Source organism: Antribacter sp. NEAU-D49, from assembly GCF_057158775.1.
The window spans coordinates 24,108-45,470 of record NZ_JBXTSN010000026.1; the positions used below are offsets into that span (position 1 = coordinate 24,108).

Annotated in this window: 17 protein-coding genes and 1 riboswitch; of the genes, 12 read left to right on the forward strand and 5 right to left on the reverse strand. The window is 73.5% G+C overall.

Going from position 1 to position 21,363, the window contains the following annotated elements:
• Positions 1 to 112: 112 nt before the first annotated feature.
• Positions 113 to 388: a DUF4235 domain-containing protein gene (locus AC060K_RS17850; protein WP_483766691.1), complete on the reverse strand. Its 276-nt coding sequence runs from the start codon at positions 386 to 388 to the stop codon at positions 113 to 115.
• Positions 389 to 425: 37 nt separating this feature from the next.
• A riboswitch (TPP riboswitch) is annotated at positions 426 to 530 on the forward strand.
• A 49-nt stretch (positions 531 to 579) separates the two neighbouring features.
• Here AC060K_RS17850 and AC060K_RS17855 point away from each other — a divergent pair.
• The 3 genes from AC060K_RS17855 to AC060K_RS17865 are packed head-to-tail and all read left to right on the forward strand — an operon-like array spanning position 580 to position 4,557.
• Complete coding sequence (locus AC060K_RS17855) at positions 580 to 1,593, forward strand: thiamine ABC transporter substrate-binding protein (RefSeq protein WP_483766727.1); 1,014 nt, start codon at positions 580 to 582, stop codon at positions 1,591 to 1,593.
• A 4-nt stretch (positions 1,594 to 1,597) separates the two neighbouring features.
• Positions 1,598 to 3,379 carry an ABC transporter permease gene (locus AC060K_RS17860; RefSeq protein WP_483766692.1) on the forward strand — a complete coding sequence of 594 codons (1,782 nt, stop codon included), beginning with the start codon at positions 1,598 to 1,600 and terminating at the stop codon, positions 3,377 to 3,379.
• Positions 3,379 to 4,557 (forward strand): ABC transporter ATP-binding protein, encoded by a 1,179-nt coding sequence (locus AC060K_RS17865; RefSeq protein WP_483766693.1) that lies wholly within the window; start codon positions 3,379 to 3,381, stop codon positions 4,555 to 4,557. Before AC060K_RS17860 ends, AC060K_RS17865 begins: the two co-directional genes overlap by 1 nt.
• Before the next feature lie 60 nt (positions 4,558 to 4,617).
• Here the strand turns inward: AC060K_RS17865 and AC060K_RS17870 are convergent, their stop codons facing one another.
• The gene (locus AC060K_RS17870; protein WP_483766694.1) at positions 4,618 to 5,799 is read right to left on the reverse strand and encodes a PrsW family intramembrane metalloprotease; all 1,182 of its coding nucleotides are present in this window, start codon (positions 5,797 to 5,799) and stop codon (positions 4,618 to 4,620) included.
• Between the two features lie 77 nt (positions 5,800 to 5,876).
• On the opposite strand from AC060K_RS17870, the gene AC060K_RS17875 reads away from it, so the two are divergent.
• Positions 5,877 to 6,638: a copper homeostasis protein CutC gene (locus AC060K_RS17875; RefSeq protein WP_483766695.1), complete on the forward strand. Its 762-nt coding sequence runs from the start codon at positions 5,877 to 5,879 to the stop codon at positions 6,636 to 6,638.
• Between the two features lie 74 nt (positions 6,639 to 6,712).
• On the opposite strand, the gene pgi is transcribed toward AC060K_RS17875, so the two are convergent.
• Positions 6,713 to 8,422 carry a glucose-6-phosphate isomerase gene (pgi, locus tag AC060K_RS17880; protein ID WP_483766696.1) on the reverse strand — a complete coding sequence of 570 codons (1,710 nt, stop codon included), beginning with the start codon at positions 8,420 to 8,422 and terminating at the stop codon, positions 6,713 to 6,715.
• A 129-nt stretch (positions 8,423 to 8,551) separates the two neighbouring features.
• On the opposite strand from pgi, the gene AC060K_RS17885 reads away from it, so the two are divergent.
• Both AC060K_RS17885 and AC060K_RS17890 read left to right on the forward strand, forming a co-directional pair.
• The gene (locus tag AC060K_RS17885; RefSeq protein ID WP_483766697.1) at positions 8,552 to 9,784 is read left to right on the forward strand and encodes a phosphotransferase; all 1,233 of its coding nucleotides are present in this window, start codon (positions 8,552 to 8,554) and stop codon (positions 9,782 to 9,784) included.
• Positions 9,785 to 9,886: 102 nt separating this feature from the next.
• The gene (locus AC060K_RS17890) at positions 9,887 to 11,386 is read left to right on the forward strand and encodes a M81 family metallopeptidase (RefSeq protein WP_483766698.1); all 1,500 of its coding nucleotides are present in this window, start codon (positions 9,887 to 9,889) and stop codon (positions 11,384 to 11,386) included.
• A 63-nt stretch (positions 11,387 to 11,449) separates the two neighbouring features.
• Here AC060K_RS17890 and AC060K_RS17895 read toward each other — a convergent pair whose 3' ends face one another.
• Both AC060K_RS17895 and AC060K_RS17900 read right to left on the reverse strand, forming a co-directional pair.
• Positions 11,450 to 12,586 carry a GNAT family N-acetyltransferase gene (locus tag AC060K_RS17895; protein ID WP_483766699.1) on the reverse strand — a complete coding sequence of 379 codons (1,137 nt, stop codon included), beginning with the start codon at positions 12,584 to 12,586 and terminating at the stop codon, positions 11,450 to 11,452.
• Positions 12,587 to 12,651: 65 nt separating this feature from the next.
• Positions 12,652 to 13,644 carry a LacI family DNA-binding transcriptional regulator gene (locus AC060K_RS17900; RefSeq protein ID WP_483766728.1) on the reverse strand — a complete coding sequence of 331 codons (993 nt, stop codon included), beginning with the start codon at positions 13,642 to 13,644 and terminating at the stop codon, positions 12,652 to 12,654.
• Positions 13,645 to 13,971: 327 nt separating this feature from the next.
• Here AC060K_RS17900 and AC060K_RS17905 point away from each other — a divergent pair, with 327 nt between their 5' ends.
• From AC060K_RS17905 to AC060K_RS17930, 6 genes are all read left to right on the forward strand, one after another.
• Entirely contained in the window at positions 13,972 to 15,279 is a 1,308-nt protein-coding gene (locus AC060K_RS17905; RefSeq protein WP_483766700.1) for an ABC transporter substrate-binding protein, read from the forward strand.
• 5 nt (positions 15,280 to 15,284) lie between these two features.
• The gene (locus tag AC060K_RS17910) at positions 15,285 to 16,334 is read left to right on the forward strand and encodes a carbohydrate ABC transporter permease (RefSeq protein WP_483766701.1); all 1,050 of its coding nucleotides are present in this window, start codon (positions 15,285 to 15,287) and stop codon (positions 16,332 to 16,334) included.
• Positions 16,331 to 17,218: a carbohydrate ABC transporter permease gene (locus AC060K_RS17915; protein WP_483766702.1), complete on the forward strand. Its 888-nt coding sequence runs from the start codon at positions 16,331 to 16,333 to the stop codon at positions 17,216 to 17,218. The genes AC060K_RS17910 and AC060K_RS17915 overlap by 4 nt, the downstream gene beginning before the upstream one ends.
• A gap of 30 nt (positions 17,219 to 17,248) precedes the next feature.
• A complete protein-coding gene (locus tag AC060K_RS17920; RefSeq protein ID WP_483766703.1) occupies positions 17,249 to 19,657 on the forward strand; it encodes a beta-xylosidase/alpha-l-arabinosidase in 2,409 nt (802 codons plus the stop codon).
• A 92-nt stretch (positions 19,658 to 19,749) separates the two neighbouring features.
• Positions 19,750 to 20,106: an RNA-binding S4 domain-containing protein gene (locus AC060K_RS17925; protein WP_483766704.1), complete on the forward strand. Its 357-nt coding sequence runs from the start codon at positions 19,750 to 19,752 to the stop codon at positions 20,104 to 20,106.
• Between the two features lie 55 nt (positions 20,107 to 20,161).
• The gene (locus tag AC060K_RS17930; RefSeq protein ID WP_483766705.1) at positions 20,162 to 21,223 is read left to right on the forward strand and encodes a dipeptidase; all 1,062 of its coding nucleotides are present in this window, start codon (positions 20,162 to 20,164) and stop codon (positions 21,221 to 21,223) included.
• Positions 21,224 to 21,363: the final 140 nt, after the last annotated feature.

Genomic DNA, 21,363 nt, shown 5'->3' on the forward strand with positions numbered 1-21,363 from the left:
CGGGGTCGGCCACCCGGGGCGGCGGCGCCCGGTTGCCTGGCCGGCCCCGCCCCCCCCCCCCCCCGGGGGGGGGGGGGGGGGGCTCGACTGCTCCTGCGCCCCGGCCGGTGCGTCAGCGGGCCTTGTGGGCGAACCGCATGGCGACCCGTGCGGCACCCTTGCTCGCCGCGCGGCGCACCAGCACGGCGGTGCCCGCCGCCACCGCCGCGAACGCGGTGGCCTGGAGCATGTTGAGCTCGGGGTCGTCGGCCTTGGTGGGCGCCGCCTTGCCCGTGACGCTCTTCCAGATGAGGCCCACCGCCTTCTGTGCCGCCCAGCCGGCGGCGAACGTCAGCGCGATCGTGGTGACCTTCACAGCGAGTGTCTGTTCCGTCTCATTCTGCGCCATGTGCTCACGGTAGCCGGACCGGGGTGAGTAGGCTTCTCGGATACGACAGGGGAGCGCCACCGAGCGCTGAGAGTGCGGACCACCGCAGACCCTTGAACCTGATCCGGTTCGTACCGGCGGAGGAAGTCGAAGGGAAGAAAGTGTCAGTTCGTCGTGCCATCAAGCCAGCCCAGGGGGCAGCCCTCGCAGGGATGCTCGTGACGGCTCTCGCCGCCTGCTCGGGCACCGGCCCGGGCGAGACCGGCGGGGGAGACGAGGGGGCGGGCACCGTGACCCTCGTGACCCACGACTCGTTCGCGCTGTCCGAGGGCCTGATCGAGGACTTCGAGGCCGAGTCCGGGTACAGCGTGGAGACCGTCGCCACCGGTGATGCCGGGACGCTCGTCAACCAGCTCGTCCTGACCAAGGGCTCGCCCCTCGGCGACGTCGTGTTCGGGATCGACAACACGTTCGCGTCGCGCGCGCTCGACGCGGGGGTGCTCGCCTCCTACACGCCTGAGACGCTGCCCGACGGCGCGGAGCAGCTCGGCGACGGCGAGCTCACGCCCGTCGACCAGGGCGACGTCTGCATCAACGCCGACCTCGCCTGGTTCGAGGCGCACGGCCTGCCGGTGCCCGCGACCCTCGAGGACCTCGCGAAGCCCGAGTACAAGGACCTGCTCGTGGTGACCAACCCCGCCACGTCGTCACCCGGGCTGGCGTTCCTCCTGACGACGATCGGCGGCTTCGGCACCGACGGCTTCGAGGCGTACTGGCAGTCGCTCGTGGACAACGGCGTGAAGGTCGTCGACTCATGGGAGGACGCGTACTACGTCGACTTCTCCGGGGCCGAGGGCGGCAGCCGGCCGCTGGTCCTCTCGTACGCGACCTCGCCCGCCTTCACGGTGACGGAGGACGGCTCCGCGACGACCACGGGCGCTCTCCTGGGCACCTGCTTCCGTCAGGTCGAGTACACCGGCGTCCTCGCGGGTACCGACAACGAGGACGGCGCGCAGGCGCTCGTCGACTTCCTCCTCTCGCCCGAGGTCCAGGCCGACGTGCCCACCTCCATGTACATGTACCCGGCGGACCCGTCGGTGGAGCTGCCGGAGGAGTGGGTCAAGTTCGCGCCGCTCGCGCCCGAGCCGTTCACGGCCGACCCCGCCGACGTGGCCGAGCACCGCGAGGAGTGGATCGAGCAGTGGACCGCGGTGGTGGTGGGCTGAGGCCATGGCTCGCGTGATCGGCAGTTCGTCGGATGTTCGGCAGCCCGGGCTGGCGCTCATCCGAAGAACAGCCGAACACGCCGCGCGAACTGCCGAACACGCCGCGAGGGGTGGGCTGACCGGCGCCCGGCTCGGCTGGGGCCTCGCGGTCGTGGTGCCCCTGCTCTTCCTCGGCGTGTTCTTCGCGTGGCCGGTGGCCGCGCTGGTGCTGCGGGGGTTCGTCGCGGACGGGGTGGTCGACCTCGGCGGGTTCGCCGAGGTGCTCGGCCGCCCGCGCACGTGGCGGCTCGTGGGCCTCACGCTGGCGCAGGCGGGGCTGGGAACCGTGTTCTCGGTGCTGCTCGGCCTGCCTCTCGCCTACGTGCTGTACCGGCGGTCGTTCCCGGGCCGCGGGCTCGTGCGCGGGCTCGTGACGGTGCCGTTCGTGCTGCCCACGGTCGTGGTCGGCGTCGCGTTCCGGACCCTGTTCGTCGAGGGCGGGCTCCTCGGTTTCCTCCGGCTGGAGGAGACGCTCGCCGCGATCGTCGTCGCTCTCGTGTTCTTCAACGTGTCGGTCGTGACGCGGACCGTCGGCGGCCTCTGGGAGCGGCTCGACCCGCGCGCCGAGCAGGCCGCCGCCGCGCTGGGCGCGAGCCCCTGGCGGGTGCTGCGCACCGTGACGCTGCCGTCGCTCGGCCCGGCCATCGCCTCCGCGGCGTCCGTCGTGTTCCTGTTCTGCGCCACCGCCTTCGGTGTGGTGCTCGTGCTCGGCGGCGTCCGGTACGGCACCGTCGAGACGGAGATCTGGGTGCGCACCACCCAGTTCCTCGACCTGCGGTCGGCCGCCGTGCTGTCCGTCCTCCAGCTCGTCGTGATCACGGGCGCCCTGGTGGCCTCCGCACGGGCACGCGCCCGGCGGGAGGCGGCGCTCGCCCTCGTCGGCGACGGCACCACCTCGGCGCCGCTCTCCTGGCGCTCCCCGGGCGACGTCGCGGCGGCGCTCGGCGCGGCCCTCGTCGTCGGCGGCCTCGTCGTGCTCCCGCTCGCCGGGCTGGTGCTCCGGTCGTTCCGCGGGCCCACCGGTGACTGGGGCCTGGAGAACTACGTCGCCCTGGGCACCACCGGCGGCCGGAACGCGCTGGTGGTCACCGTCTGGGAGGCCGCCGGGAACTCCCTCCGCACGGCCGCGCTGGCGACCGCGATCGCACTGGTCGTGGGTGGCCTCGTCGCGCTCGTCGTGTCACGCAGGCCCCGCGCAGCCACCGCCCGGCGCGCCGTCATGGTGCTCGACGCGCTGTTCATGCTCCCGCTCGGCGTCTCCGCCGTGACCGTGGGCTTCGGCTTCTTCATCACCCTCGACCAGCCGCTCGGCCTGCCCGTGGACCTGCGGACCTCCGGCCTGCTGGTGCCGATCGCGCAGGCGGTCGTGGCCGTACCACTCGTGGTGCGGACCGTCCTGCCGGTGCTGCGCGCCGTGGACCCCCGGCTCCGCGAGGTGGCCGCGGTGCTCGGCTCGTCCCCCGGGCGGGTGCTCCGCACGGTCGACGTGCCGCTCGCGGCCCGCTCCCTCGGCCTGGCGACCGGCTTCGCGTTCGCGGTGTCGCTCGGGGAGTTCGGCGCCACCTCGTTCCTCGCCCGGCCCGACGCCGCCACCCTGCCCGTCGTCATCTTCCGGCTCGTCGGGCGGCCGGGCCCCGAGAACTACGGCATGGCGCTCGCGGCGTCGGTGGTGCTGGCGGTGCTCACCGCGACGGTGATGATGCTGGCCGAACGGCTGCGCGGCGACCGCGCGGGAGGAGAGCTGTGATGCACGGACCGGGCACGGAAGACGGGCTGGAGGTGCGGGACGTCGTCGTGCGGTACCGGACCCGCGGGGCGGGCCTGCGGTGGCGGCCCGGCCGTGCGCAGGCGGCACGCTCGGCGGAGACGGTCGCGGTCGACGGGGTCTCGCTCCACGTCGCGCCCGGCGAGGTGGTCGCCCTCCTCGGCCCTAGCGGGTGCGGCAAGTCCTCCCTGCTGCGGGCTGTCGCGGGCCTGGAGCCCCTGGCGGCCGGCGAGGTGCGGTTCGACAGCCAGGACCTCGCCGGGACACCCGTGCACCGCCGCCGGTTCGGGCTGATGTTCCAGGACGGCCAGCTCTTCCCGCACCGGGACGTGGCCCGGAACGTGGCCTACGGGCTCGAGGCGGCGGGGACGCCGGCGGCGGAGCGCGCCGCCCGGGTGGCCGAGCTGCTCGAGGCCGTCGGGCTGGCGGGCTACGGGTCGCGCGCGGTCACCACGCTCTCCGGCGGGGAGCGCCAGCGGGTTGCCCTGGCACGGGCGCTGGCGCCGCGACCGCGCCTGCTCCTGCTCGACGAGCCCCTGTCGGCCCTCGACCGCGGCCTGCGCGAGCGGCTCGCCGGCGAGCTCCGCGAGGTGCTCACCGCCACGGGGACCACCGCCGTGTTCGTCACCCACGACCACGACGAGGCGTTCGTCGTGGCCGACCGTGTCGCCGTCATGGACCGCGGCCGGCTCCTGCAGGTCGCGCCCCCGGAGGAGCTGTGGCAGCGCCCGGCGTCGCGCCGGGTGGCCGAGTTCCTCGGATTCCAGGCGTTCGTCCCGGCGGCGGCGCTCCCGCCGGGCGTGCTGCCCGACGCCGGACGGCCGGGTCTCGCCGGCACGTCGCCGGAGACGGTGGTCGCCGTGGGGCCGGCCGGGCTGCGCCTGCTGCCCGACATCGGCGAGCCGCTCCGCGCCGTCGAGCAGGGGCCCCTGTGGCAGGCCTCGGTGGTGGCGACCGCGTTCCGGCGCGGCCGCGCGGAGGTGACGGTCGACGTCGACCTCGGCGCGGGGCCGGTCCGCGTCACCGCCGTCGAGGAACCCGCCCTGTACGACGGCGTCGCCACGGACCCGGCCGCGCGGCGTCGTCGGCCCGCTGTGGGCGAGAAGGTGACGATCACGCTCGACCCGTCGGGCTGCGCGCTGCTGCCCCCGCCCCGCTGACCCCCGCCCTCCACGCACCGAGACAGTGCTCTCGCCCGACGGACGAACTGACTCGGCGGTTCAGCCCGCGGAGAAGCCCGTCGCCTCGCCCGCAGACCAGGGCGCCGCCGGCGGGTGCGGCTGCCGGATCAGGAACGCCTGCCGGGCCACCTGCATGAGCATGAGGAGCGCCTGCCGCTGCGGCTCGCCGACGACGGGGTCCTCCGCGCCACGAGCCACCCGCTCGTGCAGCATCGCGAGCTCGGTGGCGCCGTGCTGGTAGTCCCGCATCGCCCGCGCTGCACCGGTGCCGCCCACGGACTGCGCCCACGTGCGGGCCATCCGTCGGCCACGGAGCGTGGAGAGCATGCTCAGGTCGGCGGGCGTGACCAGGCCGGTGGGCAGGTAGGCGGTGAGGTGGTGCGTCACGAGCCCGACCGTGCGCCGCCGGTCCCGCACCAGCACCACCGAGACGCCGATGAGGACGCACAGCCCCACGAGGTACGCGAACGACAGCCCGGCGTAGCCCCAGCGGGTGGACCCGTTCCACAGCATGTGCAGGGCGACGGCCCCGGCGAGACCGCCGAGCGGCGCGGCCCACCGCTTGACGCTCCCGCGCGGGGCGAGTGCCGCGGCGGTGACGCCCAGGCCGGTCAGCGCGGTGCACAGGGGGTGCAGCAACGGGGACAGCACGCCGCGCATGAGGAACGTGTACCCCAGGAGGTCGGTCTCCGCGGCCGAGATGAAGTAGGTGACGTTCTCGACCGCGGCGAAGCCGAGGCCCACCATCGCCGCGTAGATCACGCCGTCGGTGGGGCCGTTGAGCTCGTGCCGCCGGAACCACAGCATCCCGAACAGCACCAGGCCCTTGAGGATCTCCTCGACGAAGGGCGCCTCGAAGGTGGCGGTGACGTACCAGCCCTCCTCCGCGGACAGCGACGTGGTGACGAGCATGAGCCCGAGCGTGTTGAGCACCGCCGCGACGAGGGTCGCCACTCCGGCACCCCACAGGAACGCCAGGACCAGCGCGTTGGGCGGCTCCGGCTCGAGCCGGTCGAGCGCGAGCACGAGGGGGAGCCACAGGCCCAGGGGCAGCAGCGCGAGGATCAGCCCGGCGACGAACGGGGCGCCACCGGTCACCGCCGCGTAGCCGAGCGAGACGAGCAGGCAGAGCGACGAGACAGCGATCCCGACGATCACCCCGACGGGCGGCCGGCCAGGGGACCGGCCTTGAAGGATCGCGTTGGGATCGATGACAGCCATGGGCGGGATATTACGGATCGTTGGTGCGGGCGTCCCGGCGAGCCACGTCGTGTCGGAGCCCAACTACGCTGGCGCCCGTGCCTCACGAACCTTCTGTCGCCCTGGAGCTCGCCGTGCAGGACCCCGCCGGTGCGCTGGTCGCCGCCGCCGTGGGTGCTCAGCGGGTGGAGCTGTGTGCCGCGCTCGGAGCGACGGGCGGGATGACGCCGTCGGCCGGACTCCTCGAGGCCACGCTGGACGCGCTCGGTGCCGCCGCCGTGGGCGTGCACGTGCTGGTCCGGCCACGGCCGGGGGGCTTCGTCTACGACTCGGTGGAGGCGGCGGTGCAGGCCCGCGACGTGCGCGCGGCGATCACGGCCGGGGCGGCGGGCGTCGTCGTCGGCGCGCTGCTGCCCTCGGGGGCCGTGGACGTGGCGACGGTGCGCCTGCTCGCGGACACGGCCCGCGCGGCCCTGCCCGCCGCCGAGGTCACCTTCCACCGGGCGATCGACACCGTGGCCGACCCCGTCGCCGCGCTCGACGTGCTCGCGGGCCTCGGCGTGACGCGGGTGCTCACGTCGGGAGGCGCGGCCCGCGCCGTCGACGGGCTGGACCGGCTCGCCGCCCTCGCGGCCCGGGGGAGCGAGCTGGGCGTCCAGGTCATGGCGGGCGGCGGCGTGCGGCCCGACGACGTCGGCGCGCTGGTCGGGGCGGGCGTGCACGCCGTGCACCTGTCGGCGAAGCGCACGGTCACCGACGACGGCGGGCCCGGCGGCGGGGGAGACGACGGCTACGAGGTCACGGACGAGCCGGTGGCCCGTGCGGCGGCTGAGGCCCTCGCCCGCGCCCTCACGCCGTGACGTTGTGGGTATGGCTGTGGTCACAATTCCCCGCGGAATTCTGACCACAGCCATACCCACAACGACGGGCGGGGTCAGCCGCGCAGCTCGCGGTACTTCGTGATCAGCGCCGCCGTCGACGCGTCCTGCGTGGCGAGCGCCGCCTCGTCGCCGGCCACGGCCGGGGCCACCTCGAGCGCGAGCTTCTTGCCGAGCTCCACGCCCCACTGGTCGAACGAGTCGATGCCCCACACCACGCCCTGCACAAAGGTGATGTGCTCGTAGAGAGCGACGAGCTGTCCCAGCACCGACGGCGTCAGGGCGGGCGCCAGGATCGACGTCGTCGGCCGGTTGCCCGAGAACACGCGGGCGGAGACCAGGTCCTCCGCGGTGCCCTCGGCGCGTACCTCGTCGGCCGTCTTGCCGAAGGCCAGCGCCTTGGTCTGCGCGAAGAAGTTCGCGAGGAACAGCCCGTGCACGTCGGCGCCGGCCTCCACGGCCCCGCCGTCGCCCACCGCATCGGCCAGCGGGTAGGCGGGCTGGGCCACGGCGATGAAGTCGGCCGGGATCAGCCGCGTGCCCTGGTGGATCAGCTGGTAGAACGCGTGCTGCCCGTTGGTGCCGGGCTCGCCCCAGAAGACCTCGCCGGTGCCGGTGGTGACGGGCGTGCCGTCCCAGCGCACCGACTTGCCGTTGGACTCCATCGTGAGCTGCTGCAGGTACGCCGGGAAGCGGTGCAGCTGCTGCGCGTACGGCAGCACGGCGTGCGTGTGGGCGCCGCGGAAGTTCGTGTACCAGACGTTGAGCAGGCCCATCAGGACCGGCACGTTCTCGGCGAGCGGCGCCGTGGCGAAGTGCTCGTCCATGGCGCGGAAGCCCGCGAGGAGCTCGGCGAACCGCTCCGGCCCGATCGCGATGGCGAGCGACGTCCCGATGGTCGAGTCCATCGAGTACCGGCCGCCCACCCAGTCCCAGAACCCGAACGCGTTCTCGGGGTCGATGCCGAACGCCGCCACCTTGTCGAGCGCGGTGGACACGGCCACGAAGTGCTTCGCGACGGCGTCGCGGCGGCCGTCCTCGGTGTCCTCGATCGCACCGGCGGCGACGAGCGAGCGGAGCAGCCAGTCGCGGGCCAGCCGCGCGTTGGTCAGGGTCTCCAGCGTGCCGAACGTCTTGGACGCCACGATGAAGAGCGTGGTCGTGGGGTCGAGGTCGGCCGTCTTCTGCGCCACGTCGGTGGGGTCGATGTTCGAGACGAACCGGACCTCGAGGCCTTCGGCGACGTACGGCTCGAGCGCCTCGTACGCCATGACGGGCCCCAGGTCGGAGCCGCCGATCCCGATGTTGACGACGGTCCGCACCTGCGACCCGGTCACGCCCGCCCACTCGCCGGACCGCACCTTGTCCGCGAACGCGTACATCTTCTGCAGCTCGGCCTGGACGTCGGCGTCGACGTCCTGCCCGTCCACGGTGAGCGACGGCGTGGCCCCCGCAGGGCGCCGCAGCGCCGTGTGCAGCACCGCGCGGTCCTCGGTGACGTTGATGTGCTCGCCCGAGAACATCGCGTCGCGGCGCTCGGCCACGCCGACCTGCTCGGCGAGGGCGACGAGGGAGGCCAGCACCTCGTCGGTGAGCAGGTTCTTCGAGAGGTCCACGTACAGGTCGGCCGCCTGGAAGGCGAACCGCTGGGCGCGGCCGGGGTCGGCGGCGAACCAGCGCCGCAGGTCGGGCTCGAGGGTCTCGGACTGCTTGCCGAGGTCAGCCCACGCGGAGGTGGTCGTGGCGTCGACGGGTGAGGTGCTCATCGGGGCGTCCTGCGCTTCCGGTCGGGTGGATACGTCCGCACCCAACCTAGTGACCCGGAGCGTCGCCCGCGCTGTCGCGTGGGTCACGCCGGACCGCTCCGAGCGTCCGCCCGCTGGGAGGATGGCCCGGTGAGCGCGCACCTGGACCTCCTGACCGGCGAGCGGGCGCGCAGCCTCCTGACGGTCGTGGCGGCAGCCTCGGGCGGCGAGCTGCTCGACTGGCGGGTGCGCCAGGTGGACCACCGGCCCGGCTCGGCCGGCCCGTCCCGGCCCGGGGCCGGGACGGCGCCCACCACGACCGTGGCGTACCGGGCGCGCGTGCGCCGCGACGGCGCGGTCCGTCGCACCACGTTCGGTGCGAGCGCGGGCCGCCCGGAGCACCACGGCGCCCCGGGCGTGCTCACGGTGGCCGACGGCGACACGCACGTCGCCGTCTGGGCCTTCCCCGACGACCCCGCGCTGCCCGCCCTCCGCCGGGCGGTGGACCCGGGGTTCGCGCGCGGCCTCCTCGACGGCCTTCCCGGCGAGCGACCCGGCGAGCGCCCCGAGCTCCGTGTGCGCGCGTACCGCCCGACGCGGCGGGCCGTGGTGGAGGTGCGGACGCCGTCGGCCCGGGTGTTCCTCAAGGTGGTGCCGCCGGACCGGCTGGCCGACCTGCACGCCCGCCACACCCTCCTGAGCGACGCGGGTCTCGCCGTGCCCGCCCCGCTCCACCGGGCCGACGACGGCCTGCTGGTCCTCTCCGCGCTCGACGGCACCGGCATGCGCGCGGCGCTCCGCGACGGCGGGCCGGTCCCTGCCCCGCAGGACGTCCTGGACCTGCTGGGACGCCTCCCGGACGCGGTAGCGGGGCTGCCCCGCCGTCGGGCGTGGAGCGGGTCCGCCCGCCACTATGCCCGGGTGATCGGCGCCGCGGTCCCGGCGGTGGCGGGACGGGCGGCCGACCTGGCGGGCGCGATCCAGGAGCGCCTCACCGGCGTGGACGCCGGGACCGAGCCCACCCACGGCGACCTGTACGAGGCCCAGCTCCTCCTAGGCCCTGGCGGCGCAGTCACCGGCCTGCTCGACGTCGACACCGCCGGGCCGGGCCACCGCGCCGACGACCTCGCGTGCCTCGTGGCGCACCTCGACGTGCTCGCCCACGTGGACGGGTTCGACCCGGCTCGGCAGCGGGCACTCGCCGGCGCCTACGCGGACGGGTTCGCGTGCGCCGTCGACCCGCGGGACCTGGCCGTGCGCGTCGCCGGGGTGCTCCTCTCGCTGGCCACGGGCCCGCACCGCGTCCGGGGCCCCGGCTGGCAGGCGGCCACCTCCCGCCGCCTGGACGGAGTCGCGGAGTGGCTCGTCGGCCGCGGCTGGTGAACGCGCCAGACTGCTTCCAGAGTCGCCTACGGACCGCACGACGGACCTGGAGGCAGTCTGGCGCGTTCACCACCGTCACCCCGCCCTTCTAGGGTGGCCCCCGTGACCTCCACCCCCCGGCCGCGGATCGCGATCTGTGGCATGGCCATCGAGTCCAGCACGTTCTCCCCGCACCGCTCCGGCTGGGAGGCGTTCACCCTCCTTCGGGGCAACGAGCTGGTGCGGCGGTACCCGTTCCTCTGGGACGGCGCGCCCCTGCGGCGCGAGGCGGAATGGGTGGGGGTGCTGCGGGCCGGGGCGCTCCCTGGCGGCGCCGTCCCCGCCGACGTGTACGAGAGCGTCCGCACCGAGATCGCCACGGTCCTCGACGCGGAGGGTCCGTTCGACGGCGTCTTTCTCGACCTCCACGGCGCGATGACGGTGCTGGGGTACACGGACGTGGAGGCCGACCTCGTCGCGGCGGTGCGCGCCGTCGTCGGCCAGGGATGCCTGCTCTCCACCTCCACGGACCTGCACGGCAACGTGTCGCGCGAGCTCGCCGCCCTGACCGACCTGCTCACCTGCTACCGCATGGCCCCGCACGAGGATGCCGACGAGTCGCGCGAGCGGGCCGCCGCCAACCTCGTCACCCGCCTCACGCCCGGCCCCGACGGCGTGCCGCCCGGCCGTCCGCGCACGGCGTGGGTGAGCGTCCCCGTGCTGCTCCCGGGGGAGAAGACGAGCACCCGGCTGGAGCCGGCCAAGAGCATCTACGCGGAGGTACCCCGCGTCGAGGCGCTCGACGGCGTCCTCGACGCCGCCGTCTGGGTGGGTTACGCCTGGGCGGACGAACCGCGGTGCCGTGCCGCGGTCGTCGTCACGGGGGACGACGACGAGGTGATCGTCCGCGAGGCCGAGCGCCTCGCCCGCCGCTACTGGGACGCCCGCGACGGCTTCGCCTTCGTGGCGCCCGCCGGGTCCTACGACGAGTGCCTGGCCGCGGCGCTCGCGAGCGATGCCCGGCCCTTCTTCCTGTCCGACTCGGGCGACAACCCCACGGCGGGCGGTGCGGGCGACGTCACCTGGACGCTGGCGCGTCTCCTCGCCGAGCCGGCTTTCGCGACACCGCCGGAAGCAGGCGGCCGCACGGCGATCTACGCGTCGCTGCCCGACGCCGGGGCCGCCGCGCAGGTCGCCGCCGCCGGACCGGGCGCCACCGTCGAGGTGGAGGCCGGGGCGCGGGTGGACGACGGCTCGCACGGGCCGGTCACCCTGCGGGGCGTCGTGGAGCACGTGCGCACGGACGACCCTGTCGCGGGGATCGTCGCGGTCGTGCGGTGCGGAGGGCTGCGCGTGATCCTCACCGAGCGGCGCAAGCCGTACCACCTGGAGTCCGACTTCACGTCGATCGGGCTGGACCCGCGCGGCACCGACGTCGTGGTGGTCAAGATCGGCTACCTGGAGCCCGAGCTGTACGACCTGGCCGCGGACTGGCGGCTCATGCTCACCCCGGGCGGCGTGGACCAGGACCTGCTGCGCCTGGGGCACGAGAACCTGGCGCGGCCCGTGTACCCGTTCGACACGTTCGACGAGGAGCCGGACCTGCGGGCCGAGCTGCTCTGAGGGGCCCGGTCCGGGAGAGGCCGGGTCCGGCCGGTGCCCGTGCGCACCGGCCGGACCCGGGGATCAGAGGTGGAGCTGCCACTCGCTCTGCACGCCCGCCGGGGCGAAGCCCAGCGCGACGTTGATCGCGAGCATGTGGTCGTTCTCCTGCGCGTTCCACGTGTGGACGCGCCGCGCGGCGGGGTTCGCACGCGCCAGCTCGTCGAGGACGGCGACCTTGACGAGCAGCCCGAGCCGGTGCCCGCGGTGCTCCCGCAGCACGAGCGTGTCGTCCTGGAAGACCACCTCGGGCCGGTCCTGGGAGAAGGACACGCACGAGAACCCGGCCAGCGTGCCCGACTCCTCGTGCTCGGCCGCCGCGAGGACCAGCCGGCTGCCGCTCGCGCGCATCGCCCGGTGCTTGTCGCGGACCCGGCCGGCGTCCCAGGGGTCCTCCTCGATCTCGAGGCCGGCGTTCGGGGCGTCGGTGGACATCCGGGTGTACAGCGTGGCGAGACCGGCCAGCCGATCCTCGGGAACCTCGTCGCACCACACGTGCACCCGGTACCCGGCCGCGGCCGTGCGGGCACTCGCGCGCAGCGGGTCCAGCCGCTCGGCGGGCACCGGGAGCCCGAGGTGCGAGTGTCGTTCCACCTGTTCCAGCGCGAACCCGTGCCGCAGGGCGAACTGGGCCCCTGGGTCGGATCGGGGGAACCGCCCGCTGCCGGTCGGCGGCACGAGGGCGTCCGGCCCGGGTGGCGGCTCCGCCCCGCCGAGGTCCGCGTCGCCGACCACGACGGTGCGGCCTGCGGCGCGGACGTCCGCGAGGCACGCCTCCCACAGGGCCGTGCCGATACCCCGCCGGCGCCAGCCGGGCAGCACCCGGACGTGCGCCAGCGCCAGGTGCGGGTTGCTCGTCATCGGCAGCCCCACGACAGCCCGGCCCACCACCGCCTCGGGCGACGGCGTCGCGGAGCCGTCCGAGGCGTCGTCGGGCAGCGCTACCGCGACGTACCGCAGGACGCGCTCGTACTCCTGCTCCTCGACCATCGTGGTCAGGATGGTCCGGGCGTCGAGCGCGAGGTCGTCGTAGCCCAGGCCGTCCAGCTCGACGGCCCGGTCGACCAGGGCGGACCCGTGCACGGCCCAGGCCTCGGGGGAGGACAGCGGGTCGTCGCCGGAGGGGACCGGCACGCGGACGACGCGGACGGGGGCGGTCATGGGCCCAGCGTGACCCGCCGGCCTCGCCCCCGCCACGTTATTTGAGCCGGGTCAGGCGCCCCGTGCTACGTGAGCCGCGCGCACGACGCCCGCTCCACCAGGGTGGTGGGCAGGCGCAGGTGCTGCTCGCGCTCCGAGCCGTCGAGGAGGTCGACGAGCATGCGCAGCGCCTCGGCACCCATCTGGTGCAGCGGCTGGGCGATCGTGGTGAGCGGCGGGGTGCAGGTCGCGGACTCGGGAACGTTGTCGTAGCCGATGACCGACAGGTCCTCCGGCACGCGGAGGCCCATCTCGTGCGCCACCTCGATCATGCGGATCGCGGAGAGGTCGTTCGCCGCGAAGACGGCGGTGGGCCGGTCCGCGCGGTCCAGGAGCTCGTGCGCGGGTGCGTCGGCCCGGTCGGGGCGGTAGCCACCGACGCGGACCAGGTCCGGGTCGACGTCGAGCCCGTGCGCGGCCATGGCCTCGCGGAAGCCGAGCTCGCGGAGGCGGGCCGACTCGAGGTCGGGGCGTCCGCCCAGGTAGGCGATGCGGGTGTGGCCCAGGCCGATGAGGTACTCGGTGGCGGTCCGGGCGCCTTCGAGGCTGTCCGAGTCCACCGTCGGCGCGCCGGACGGGCCGGTGTGCGGGTCGATGGCGACCACGGGGACGCCGTCGTGCACCGGGGCCACGACGGTGGGAGTGACGATGACCGCGCCGTCGATCAGCGTGCCGCCGAGCCGCGACACGGAGCGGCGCTCCCAGCCGACGCGGTCCGCGCCTGCGGTGCTGCCACCCGAGTAGGCGAGCAGCTCGTAACCGGTGCCCTCGACCGCGGCCGAGATGCCCTTGAGGAGCTCGGTGCTGAACGGCTCGAACTCGGCGACGAGCACGCCGATCACGTTGGTGCGGCGCCGGCGCAGCGAGCGCGCGACCAGGGAGGACTCGTACCCGAGGTCCTCCACGACCTCCAGCACCCGCTCCGCCGTGGCCGCGGCCACGCCGTACCTGCCGTTGACCACCTTGGAGACGGTCGCGACCGAGACTCCGGCGACGCGCGCCACGTCGGTGATCGTCACCCGGCCGGAGCGGTCCGTGCTCTCCGAGCGCGCTGCCGAGCGGGGCTCGGACAGGAGTCGGGGCCCGGACACCGTGCTGCTGTCGGACGACGCCGTGGTCGCCAGATCTCTTGTCGCACCTGCCCCGAGCCCCACGGTGGGCTCGGGAGTGTCTCCCGCACTCTGCACACACAGACAGTACCTTGGGTACGGGTTGGGGCGTGTGTGGTAGGGGACGTTTCGAAATCGTTATCGCAAACGTTTGACTGGTCACACTCCCACCTGTCACTGTCGTACTCGACAGCATCCGACCTGTCGACCCGTCGACGACGACCAAGGGGTTTCACGATGATCAGGATGAAGCGGGGCACCGCAGCCCTCGCGCTCAGCGCGACGATCGCGCTCTTCGCAACGGCGTGTGCCGGCTCTGGCGGCACCACCGACGCCGGTGAGAACGCGGACGCCAAGACCATCACCTGGTGGCACAACTCGAACACCGGCGAGGGCAAGGAGTACTACGACAAGGTCGCCGCCGACTTCGAGGCGGAGACCGGTGTCAAGGTCGAGCTCCAGGCCATGCAGCACGAGGACATGCTCACCAAGCTGCAGGCCGCCCTCCAGTCGGGCGACCCGGAGCAGATCCCCGACGTCTACATGAGCCGTGGTGGTGGCGAGCTCAAGAACGAGGTCGAGGCCGGCCTGGTCCGTGACCTCACCGAGGACGCCGCCGACGAGATCAGCAAGATCAGCGCCTACACCGAGCAGTACGCGGTGGACGGCAAGGTCTACGCCCTGCCCTACACGATGGGCGTCGTCGGCTTCTGGTACAACAAGGACCTCTTCGCGCAGGCCGGGATCACCGACGTGACCCCGAACCCGACGATCGAGGAGTGGTACGGCTGGGTCGACAAGCTGAAGGCGGCCGGCATCGAGCCCGCCTCCGTCGGCGCCGGCGACAAGTGGCCCGCGGCCCACTACTGGTACTACAACGTGATCCGCGAGTGCACCAACGACACGATCGAGACCGCGATCGAGACGAAGGACTACTCGGACCCCTGCTTCCTCAAGGCGGGCGAGCACCTGGTCGACATCGTCAACCACCAGCCGTTCAACGCCGGCTTCCTCGCCACCAAGGCGCAGGACGGCCCGACGTCGGCCTCCGGCCTCCTCGCGACCGCCAAGGTCGGCATGGAGCTGGCCGGTCACTGGGAGCCCGGCGTGGCCGGTGGCCTCACCGAGGACGGCAAGGTCCCGAGCTTCCTCGGCTGGTTCGCGTACCCGACGTTCGACGGCCAGGGCGGCGACCCGACGACGATGATGGGTGGCGGTGACGCCTGGTCCGTCTCGACGAGCGCGCCCGACGCCGCTGTCGACTTCGCCAAGTACCTCCTGAGCGACGAGGTCCAGATCGGCTTCGCCGAGCTCGACATGGGTCTGCCGACCAACCCGGCCGCTGCGGACTCGCTGTCCGACGCCGCGCTGGCCGAGCTCCTCAAGGTCCGCAACACGTCCACGTCGGTGCAGCTGTACCTCGACACCCGTCTGGGCCAGTCCGTCGGCCAGCCGATGAACGACGAGATCGCCCTCGTCTTCGCCGGTCAGAAGGGTCCGCAGGACATCGTGACCGCGGTCCAGACCGCAGCTCAGTCGGAGTGATCGACGTGGCAGACGGAGCGCGCGCCCGCCGGGCGCGGACCGCCTCGCCTGCGACGTCCTCCCGCCACGCCGCCGGCAGCGCCCTCGCGCTGCCGGCGGTACCGGCGCGGGCGGGACGACGCGGCGCTGAACCGATCAGGCGCAAGGGCCGCGACGGGCGCAAGGCGCTCGAGATCGCGATCTTCGTGACGCCCGCCCTGGTGCTGTTCTTCCTGTTCGTGGTGTGGCCGATCCTCACGGCCATCCAGCTGTCGATGTACAAGTGGAAGGGCTTCGGCCCCCTCACGAACTTCGTCGGCCTCGACAACTACGTGTCGGTGCTGAGCAACCCGTACTTCCTCGAGGCCGTGGGCCACAACTTCATCGTGGTCATCATGTCCGTGGTGATCCAGCTGCCGCTGGGCCTCGGCATCGCGCTGCTGCTCAACCGCAAGATGTGGGGGCAGGGGCTGCTGCGCACGATCATCTTCGTGCCGTACGTGCTCGCCGAGGTCATCGCGGGTGTCGTGTGGGCCCAGCTGCTGCTCCCCAAGTACGGCGTCGTGGACGCGCTCCTGAAGGCCGTGGGCATCACGCCACCGGAGCAGGGCTTCCTCGGCGACCCCTCGATCGCCATGGGTACCGTCATCGCGGTGCTGACCTGGAAGTACCTCGGCCTGGCCGTGATCCTCTTCCTCGCCGGCCTGCAGGGCGTGCCCGAGGAGCTCTACGAGGCCGCCCAGCTCGACGGTGCCTCGTGGTGGCAGGTGCAGCGCCGGATCACCATCCCGCTGCTCGGCCCCACGCTGCGCACCTGGGCCTTCCTCTCGATGATCGGCGCCCTGCAGCTCTTCGACATGGTGTGGATCCTCACCGGCGGTGGCCCGGCCAACGCCACGACCACCATGGCGACCTTCCTCATCAGCCAGGGCACCAAGGCGGCGAACTTCGGCATCGCCGGCGCCGCCTCCGTGATCCTCTTCGTCATCGCCCTGGTCATGGCCGTCTTCTACCAGGTCTTCATCCTGCGCCGTGACGTCCAGACCGAGACCACCGGAAAGAAGGTGAAGCGATGAGCGTCGCGCCGACGTCGGACCTCTCGATCGCCCCTCACGTGCGGCGTCGCAGGGGGTCCTCGGACGCCTTCCGGGGCGGCAACCCCCTCGTCTACGGCATCGCGCTCGTCGTGGTGGCCGTCACGCTCGGCCCGGTCGTCTACGGCATCCTGGGCGGCTTCCGCACCAACGCCCAGCTCGCCCAGACCCCGGCCGGGCTGCCCGACCCGTGGGTCCTGGACAACTACCTGGGCGTGCTGGCGAACCCGAACTTCTGGCAGTACACGTGGAACTCGGTGGTCATCGCGGTCATCACCACGGCTGCCGTGGTGATCTTCGGGACGATGGCCGCCTACCCGCTCGCCCGCTACGAGTTCAAGGGCCGCGAGGCGCTGTACATGGTCTTCGTGCTGGGTCTGCTGTTCCCGGCCGCCGTCGCCATCGTCCCGCTGTTCATCCTGATCACCCAGAACTTCGGGCTGGGCAACACGTGGCTGGGCGTGGCCCTGCCGCAGGCGGCCTTCGCCCTGCCCACCACGGTGATCATCCTGCGACCGTTCCTCATGGCCATCCCCAAGGAGCTCGAGGAGGCGGCCCTGCTCGACGGCGCGTCGCGGATCGGCTTCTTCTGGCGGATCCTGCTCCCGCTCTCGGGCCCGGGCATGGTCACCGTCGGCGTGCTGGCCTTCGTCGGGTCGTGGAACGCCTACCTGCTGCCGCTGCTGCTGCTGCAGGGCGAGAACAAGACCCTCCCGCTGGGCGTGGCCGACTTCTCGTCGGAGCACTCGTCCGACACCGCCGGCGTCTTTGCCTTCACGACCCTCGCGATGATCCCGGCGCTGATCTTCTTCCTCGCCATGCAGAAGCGGATCGTCAACGGTCTCCAGGGCGCCGTCAAGGGCTGACCCTCGTTCAACAGAGAGGACAAGGTCCTGATGACGGATCTCGATGTCACGCTGCCCGCGATGCCCCAGGTGTCCGAGCGCGTACGGGCTCTGCACTCGCAGATGACCCTGGAGGAGAAGCTGGCGCAGATCGTCGGCTACTGGCTCGACCAGGGCGGCGACGTCGTGGCGCCGATGCAGGGCGAGATGGCGGCCGGGCAGAAGGACTCCGGCAAGCTGTCCGAGATCACGGCCCACGGGCTGGGGCACTACACGCGTGTGTACGGCACCCGGCCCGTCGAGCCGGCGGAGCGCGCGGCGTGGCTGTGGGCCGAGCAGCGTCGCCTCAAGCGGGAGACGCGCCTCGGCATCCCGGCCCTGGTCCACGAGGAGTGCCTCACCGGGCTGGCGGCGTGGAAGGCGGCGACGTTCCCGACCCCGCTGGCCTGGGGTGCGTCGTTCGACCCCGAGCTGGTCGAGGAGATGGGTGCGCTCATCGGTGAGTCGATGCGCGAGCTCGGCATCCACCAGGGCCTCGCGCCGGTGCTCGACGTGATCCGCGACGCGCGGTGGGGGCGGGTCGACGAGTGCATCGCCGAGGACCCCTACGTGGTGGGCACGATCGGCACGTCGTACGTGCGTGGTCTGCAGAGCGCCGGCGTGCACGCCACGCTCAAGCACTTCGTGGGCTACTCGGGCTCGCGGGCGGGCCGCAACCACGCGCCGGTCTACGCCGGTCCGCGCGAGGTGGCGGACACCTTCCTGCCGCCGTTCGAGATGGCGGTCCTGGACGGCAACGTCCGGTCCGTCATGGCGTCGTACATCGACATCGACGGCGTCCCGCTGCACTCCTCCGAGGAGTACCTCACGGGCGTCCTCCGCGAGGAGTGGGGGTTCGACGGCGTCGTGGTCGCCGACTACTTCGGCGTCGCCTTCCTCACGGTCATGCACGCGATCGCCGCCGACCGCGGGGACGCGGCGGCCCAGGCGCTCGTGGCGGGTCTCGACATCGAGCTCCCCTCGGGTGACGCGTTCCTGGAGCCGCTGGCCGAGAAGGTGCGCTCCGGCGCGCTCGACGAGGCCTACGTCGACCGGGCGGTGCTGCGCGCTCTGGCCCAGAAGGAGGAGCTCGGTCTCCTCGACGAGGACGCCTTCGAGGGCGAGCCGCCCGCGGTGATCGACCTCGACTCGCCGCGCCACCGCGAGGTTGCCCGGCGTCTCGCCGAGGAGTCGGTCGTGCTGCTGTCGAACGACGGCGTGCTGCCGCTCGGCTCGTGGACCGACGCGCCCGCGCGCGTCGCCCTCATCGGGCCCAACGCGGACCGCTCGGAGGCCCTCATGGGCTGCTACTCGTTCGCCAACCACGTGCTGGCGCACCACCAGGAGTTCCCGCTCGGCTTCGAGATCCCCTCGGTCGCCGAGGCGCTCCGCGGCGAGCTTCCCGGCGTGGAGCTCACGTTCGCGCAGGGGTGTGAGGTGGAGGGCGACGACACGTCGGGCTTCGCGGAGGCCGTCGCGGCCGCCTCGGCAGCCGACGTCGCAGTCGTCGTCGTCGGTGACCAGGCCGGCCTGTTCGGCCGGGGCACCGTGGGCGAGGGCAACGACAGCGAGTCGCTCGAGCTGCCGGGCGTCCAGCGCCGGCTCGTCGAGGAGGTCCTCGCCACCGGCAGGCCGGTGGTGATGGTGCTCCTCACCGGCCGCCCGTACTCGATCGGCTGGGCGCTGGACGGCGACCAGACCCGGCCGGGGGCCGTGCTGCAGGCGTTCTTCCCGGGCGAGGAGGGCGGCACCGCTCTGGCCGGCGTGATCACTGGCCGGGTCAACCCCTCGGGCCGCCTGCCGGTGTCGCTGCCGCGGTCCACCGGTTCGCAGCCGTACTCGTACCTGCACCCGATCCTCGGGGGACCCTCCGAGGTGACGTCGACGGACTCGACGCCGCTGCGGCCGTTCGGCTTCGGCCTGTCGTTCACCACGTTCGCCCACGACGAGCTCGTCGTGGACCCGGAGGTGACCGCGGGTGGCACGTTCCGGGCCTCGGTCCGGGTGACCAACACCGGAGCGGTCGCAGGCGCCGACGTCGTGCAGCTGTACGGGCGCGACGTGGTCGGGTCGATCGCACGGCCCACGGCCCAGCTGCTCGGCTACCGCCGGGTGGACCTGGCGCCGGGCGAGGCCACGACGGTGACGTTCGAGGTCCCGACCACGCGCCTGGCCTTCTCGGACCGCACCATGACGCGGGTCGTGGAGCCGGGCGACGTCGAGGTGTGGGTGGGAGCCCACGCCGCGGACAACGTGCTCAAGGTGGTCGCCGAGGGCATCGCGGACCTGGACGAGCCCCACGGCGGGAACGGCACCCGGGACGAGTCCCCGGCGTCGGGCCGCGCCACGGTGCGGGTCACGGGCGAGGTGTACCGCGTGACGACCGCGGACCCGCGCTGGGTGACGACCAAGCTGTCCTAGTCTCCGGTGGCCGGGCTGCGAGCGACAGGCCCGGCCCGGCCACCGGCTCCACGGCGCACGAGGACTCCTCGTCGCAGGGGGACAATGGGACGATGCGCATCGACCTGTGGTTGTGGGCAGTGCGGCTGACCAAGAGCCGCTCGGTCGCCGCCGACCTGTGCCGCACCGGCAAGGTCCGGATCAACGGCGTCCCCGCCAAGCCCGCCACGACCGTGGTGGTGGGCGACCGGGTCACGTGGCGCGAGCCGCTCCGGGACCGGGTCGTGGAGGTCGCCGAGCTGATCCCCAAGCGTGTGGGCGCGCCCCTCGCAGCCAAGGCGTACAAGGACTTCAGCCCGCCGGTACCCACCCGTGCCGAGCGGGAGGCCGTGGGGCTCCGGGACCGCGGCACCGGCCGCCCCACCAAGCGGGAGCGCCGCGAGATCGACCGCCTGCGTGGCCGGGGCTGACCGGCAGCACCCGACCGGTCCACCCGACCGGCCCCGCGAGGCCTAGGGTTCCCGCATGACGACCGCCGAGCGCATCCAGGCCCTCCTCGCGACGCACCCCGTCTGGGACGGCCACAACGACCTGCCGTGGGAGCTGCGCGAGCAGGCCGCGTACGACTTCGACGCGATGGACCTCGCCGGCCCGGTCGCCACCACCCACACGGACCTCCCGCGCCTGCGCGCCGGGGGAGTGGGGGCGCAGTTCTGGTCGGTCTTCGTGCCGTCCGACCTCCCGGCGGGCGAGGCCGTGACCGCCACCCTGGAGCAGGTCGACGCCGTGCACCGGATGGTCGCGCGGTACCCCGGCCACCTCGCCCTCGCCCGCACGGCCGACGATGTCGAGGCGGCCTGGGCCGTCGGGCGCATCGCGTCCCTGATGGGCGCTGAGGGCGGCCACTCGATCGACTCCTCGCTGGGCGTGCTGCGCATGCTGTCCGCGCTGGGGGTGCGATACCTGACACTGACCCACAACGACAACGTGCCCTGGGCCGACTCGGGTACCGACACGGAGGTCCTGGGCGGCCTCTCGCCGTTCGGCGAGGACGTGGTGCGGGAGCTGAACCGCCTCGGGATGCTCGTGGACCTGTCCCACACGTCGGCGGGGACCATGCGCCACGCGCTGCGGGTCACCTCCGCGCCGGTGATGTTCTCGCACTCGTCCGCACGCGCGGTCTGCGACGTCCCGCGCAACGTGCCCGACGACGTCCTGGCCGCCCTGGCCGCGAACGGCGGCATCTGCATGGTGACGTTCGTGCCGCAGTTCGTGTCCGCCGAGTACGCGGCGTGGCGGGCGGCGGGGCAGCCCGGCCCCCGGCCCCGCGTGACCCTCGACGACGTCGTGGCGCACGTGGAGCACGTCCGCGAGGTGGCCGGGGTGGACCACGTGGGGCTCGGCGGGGACTACGACGGCACGCCTGTGCTGCCCGACGGGCTCGAGGACGTCTCGGGCTACCCGCGGCTGCTGGCCGCGCTGGCCGAACGCGGCTGGTCGGACGCGGACCTCGGGAAGCTGGCGAGCGGGAACGTGCTGCGGGTCCTGCGGGCTGCGGAGGAGGCGGCGTCGGAGTCGTCGGCCTGACGCCGCCCTGACGCCGCGCCCGCGCCGCCCCCGCGCTGCCTCCGCGCACATCACTTCGGCAGTTCGTCGGGGGGGGGGGGGGGGGGCAGGCCCCCCCCCCCCCCCCCCACCCCCCCCAAGTTGGGCGGCGCGCGCCGCGG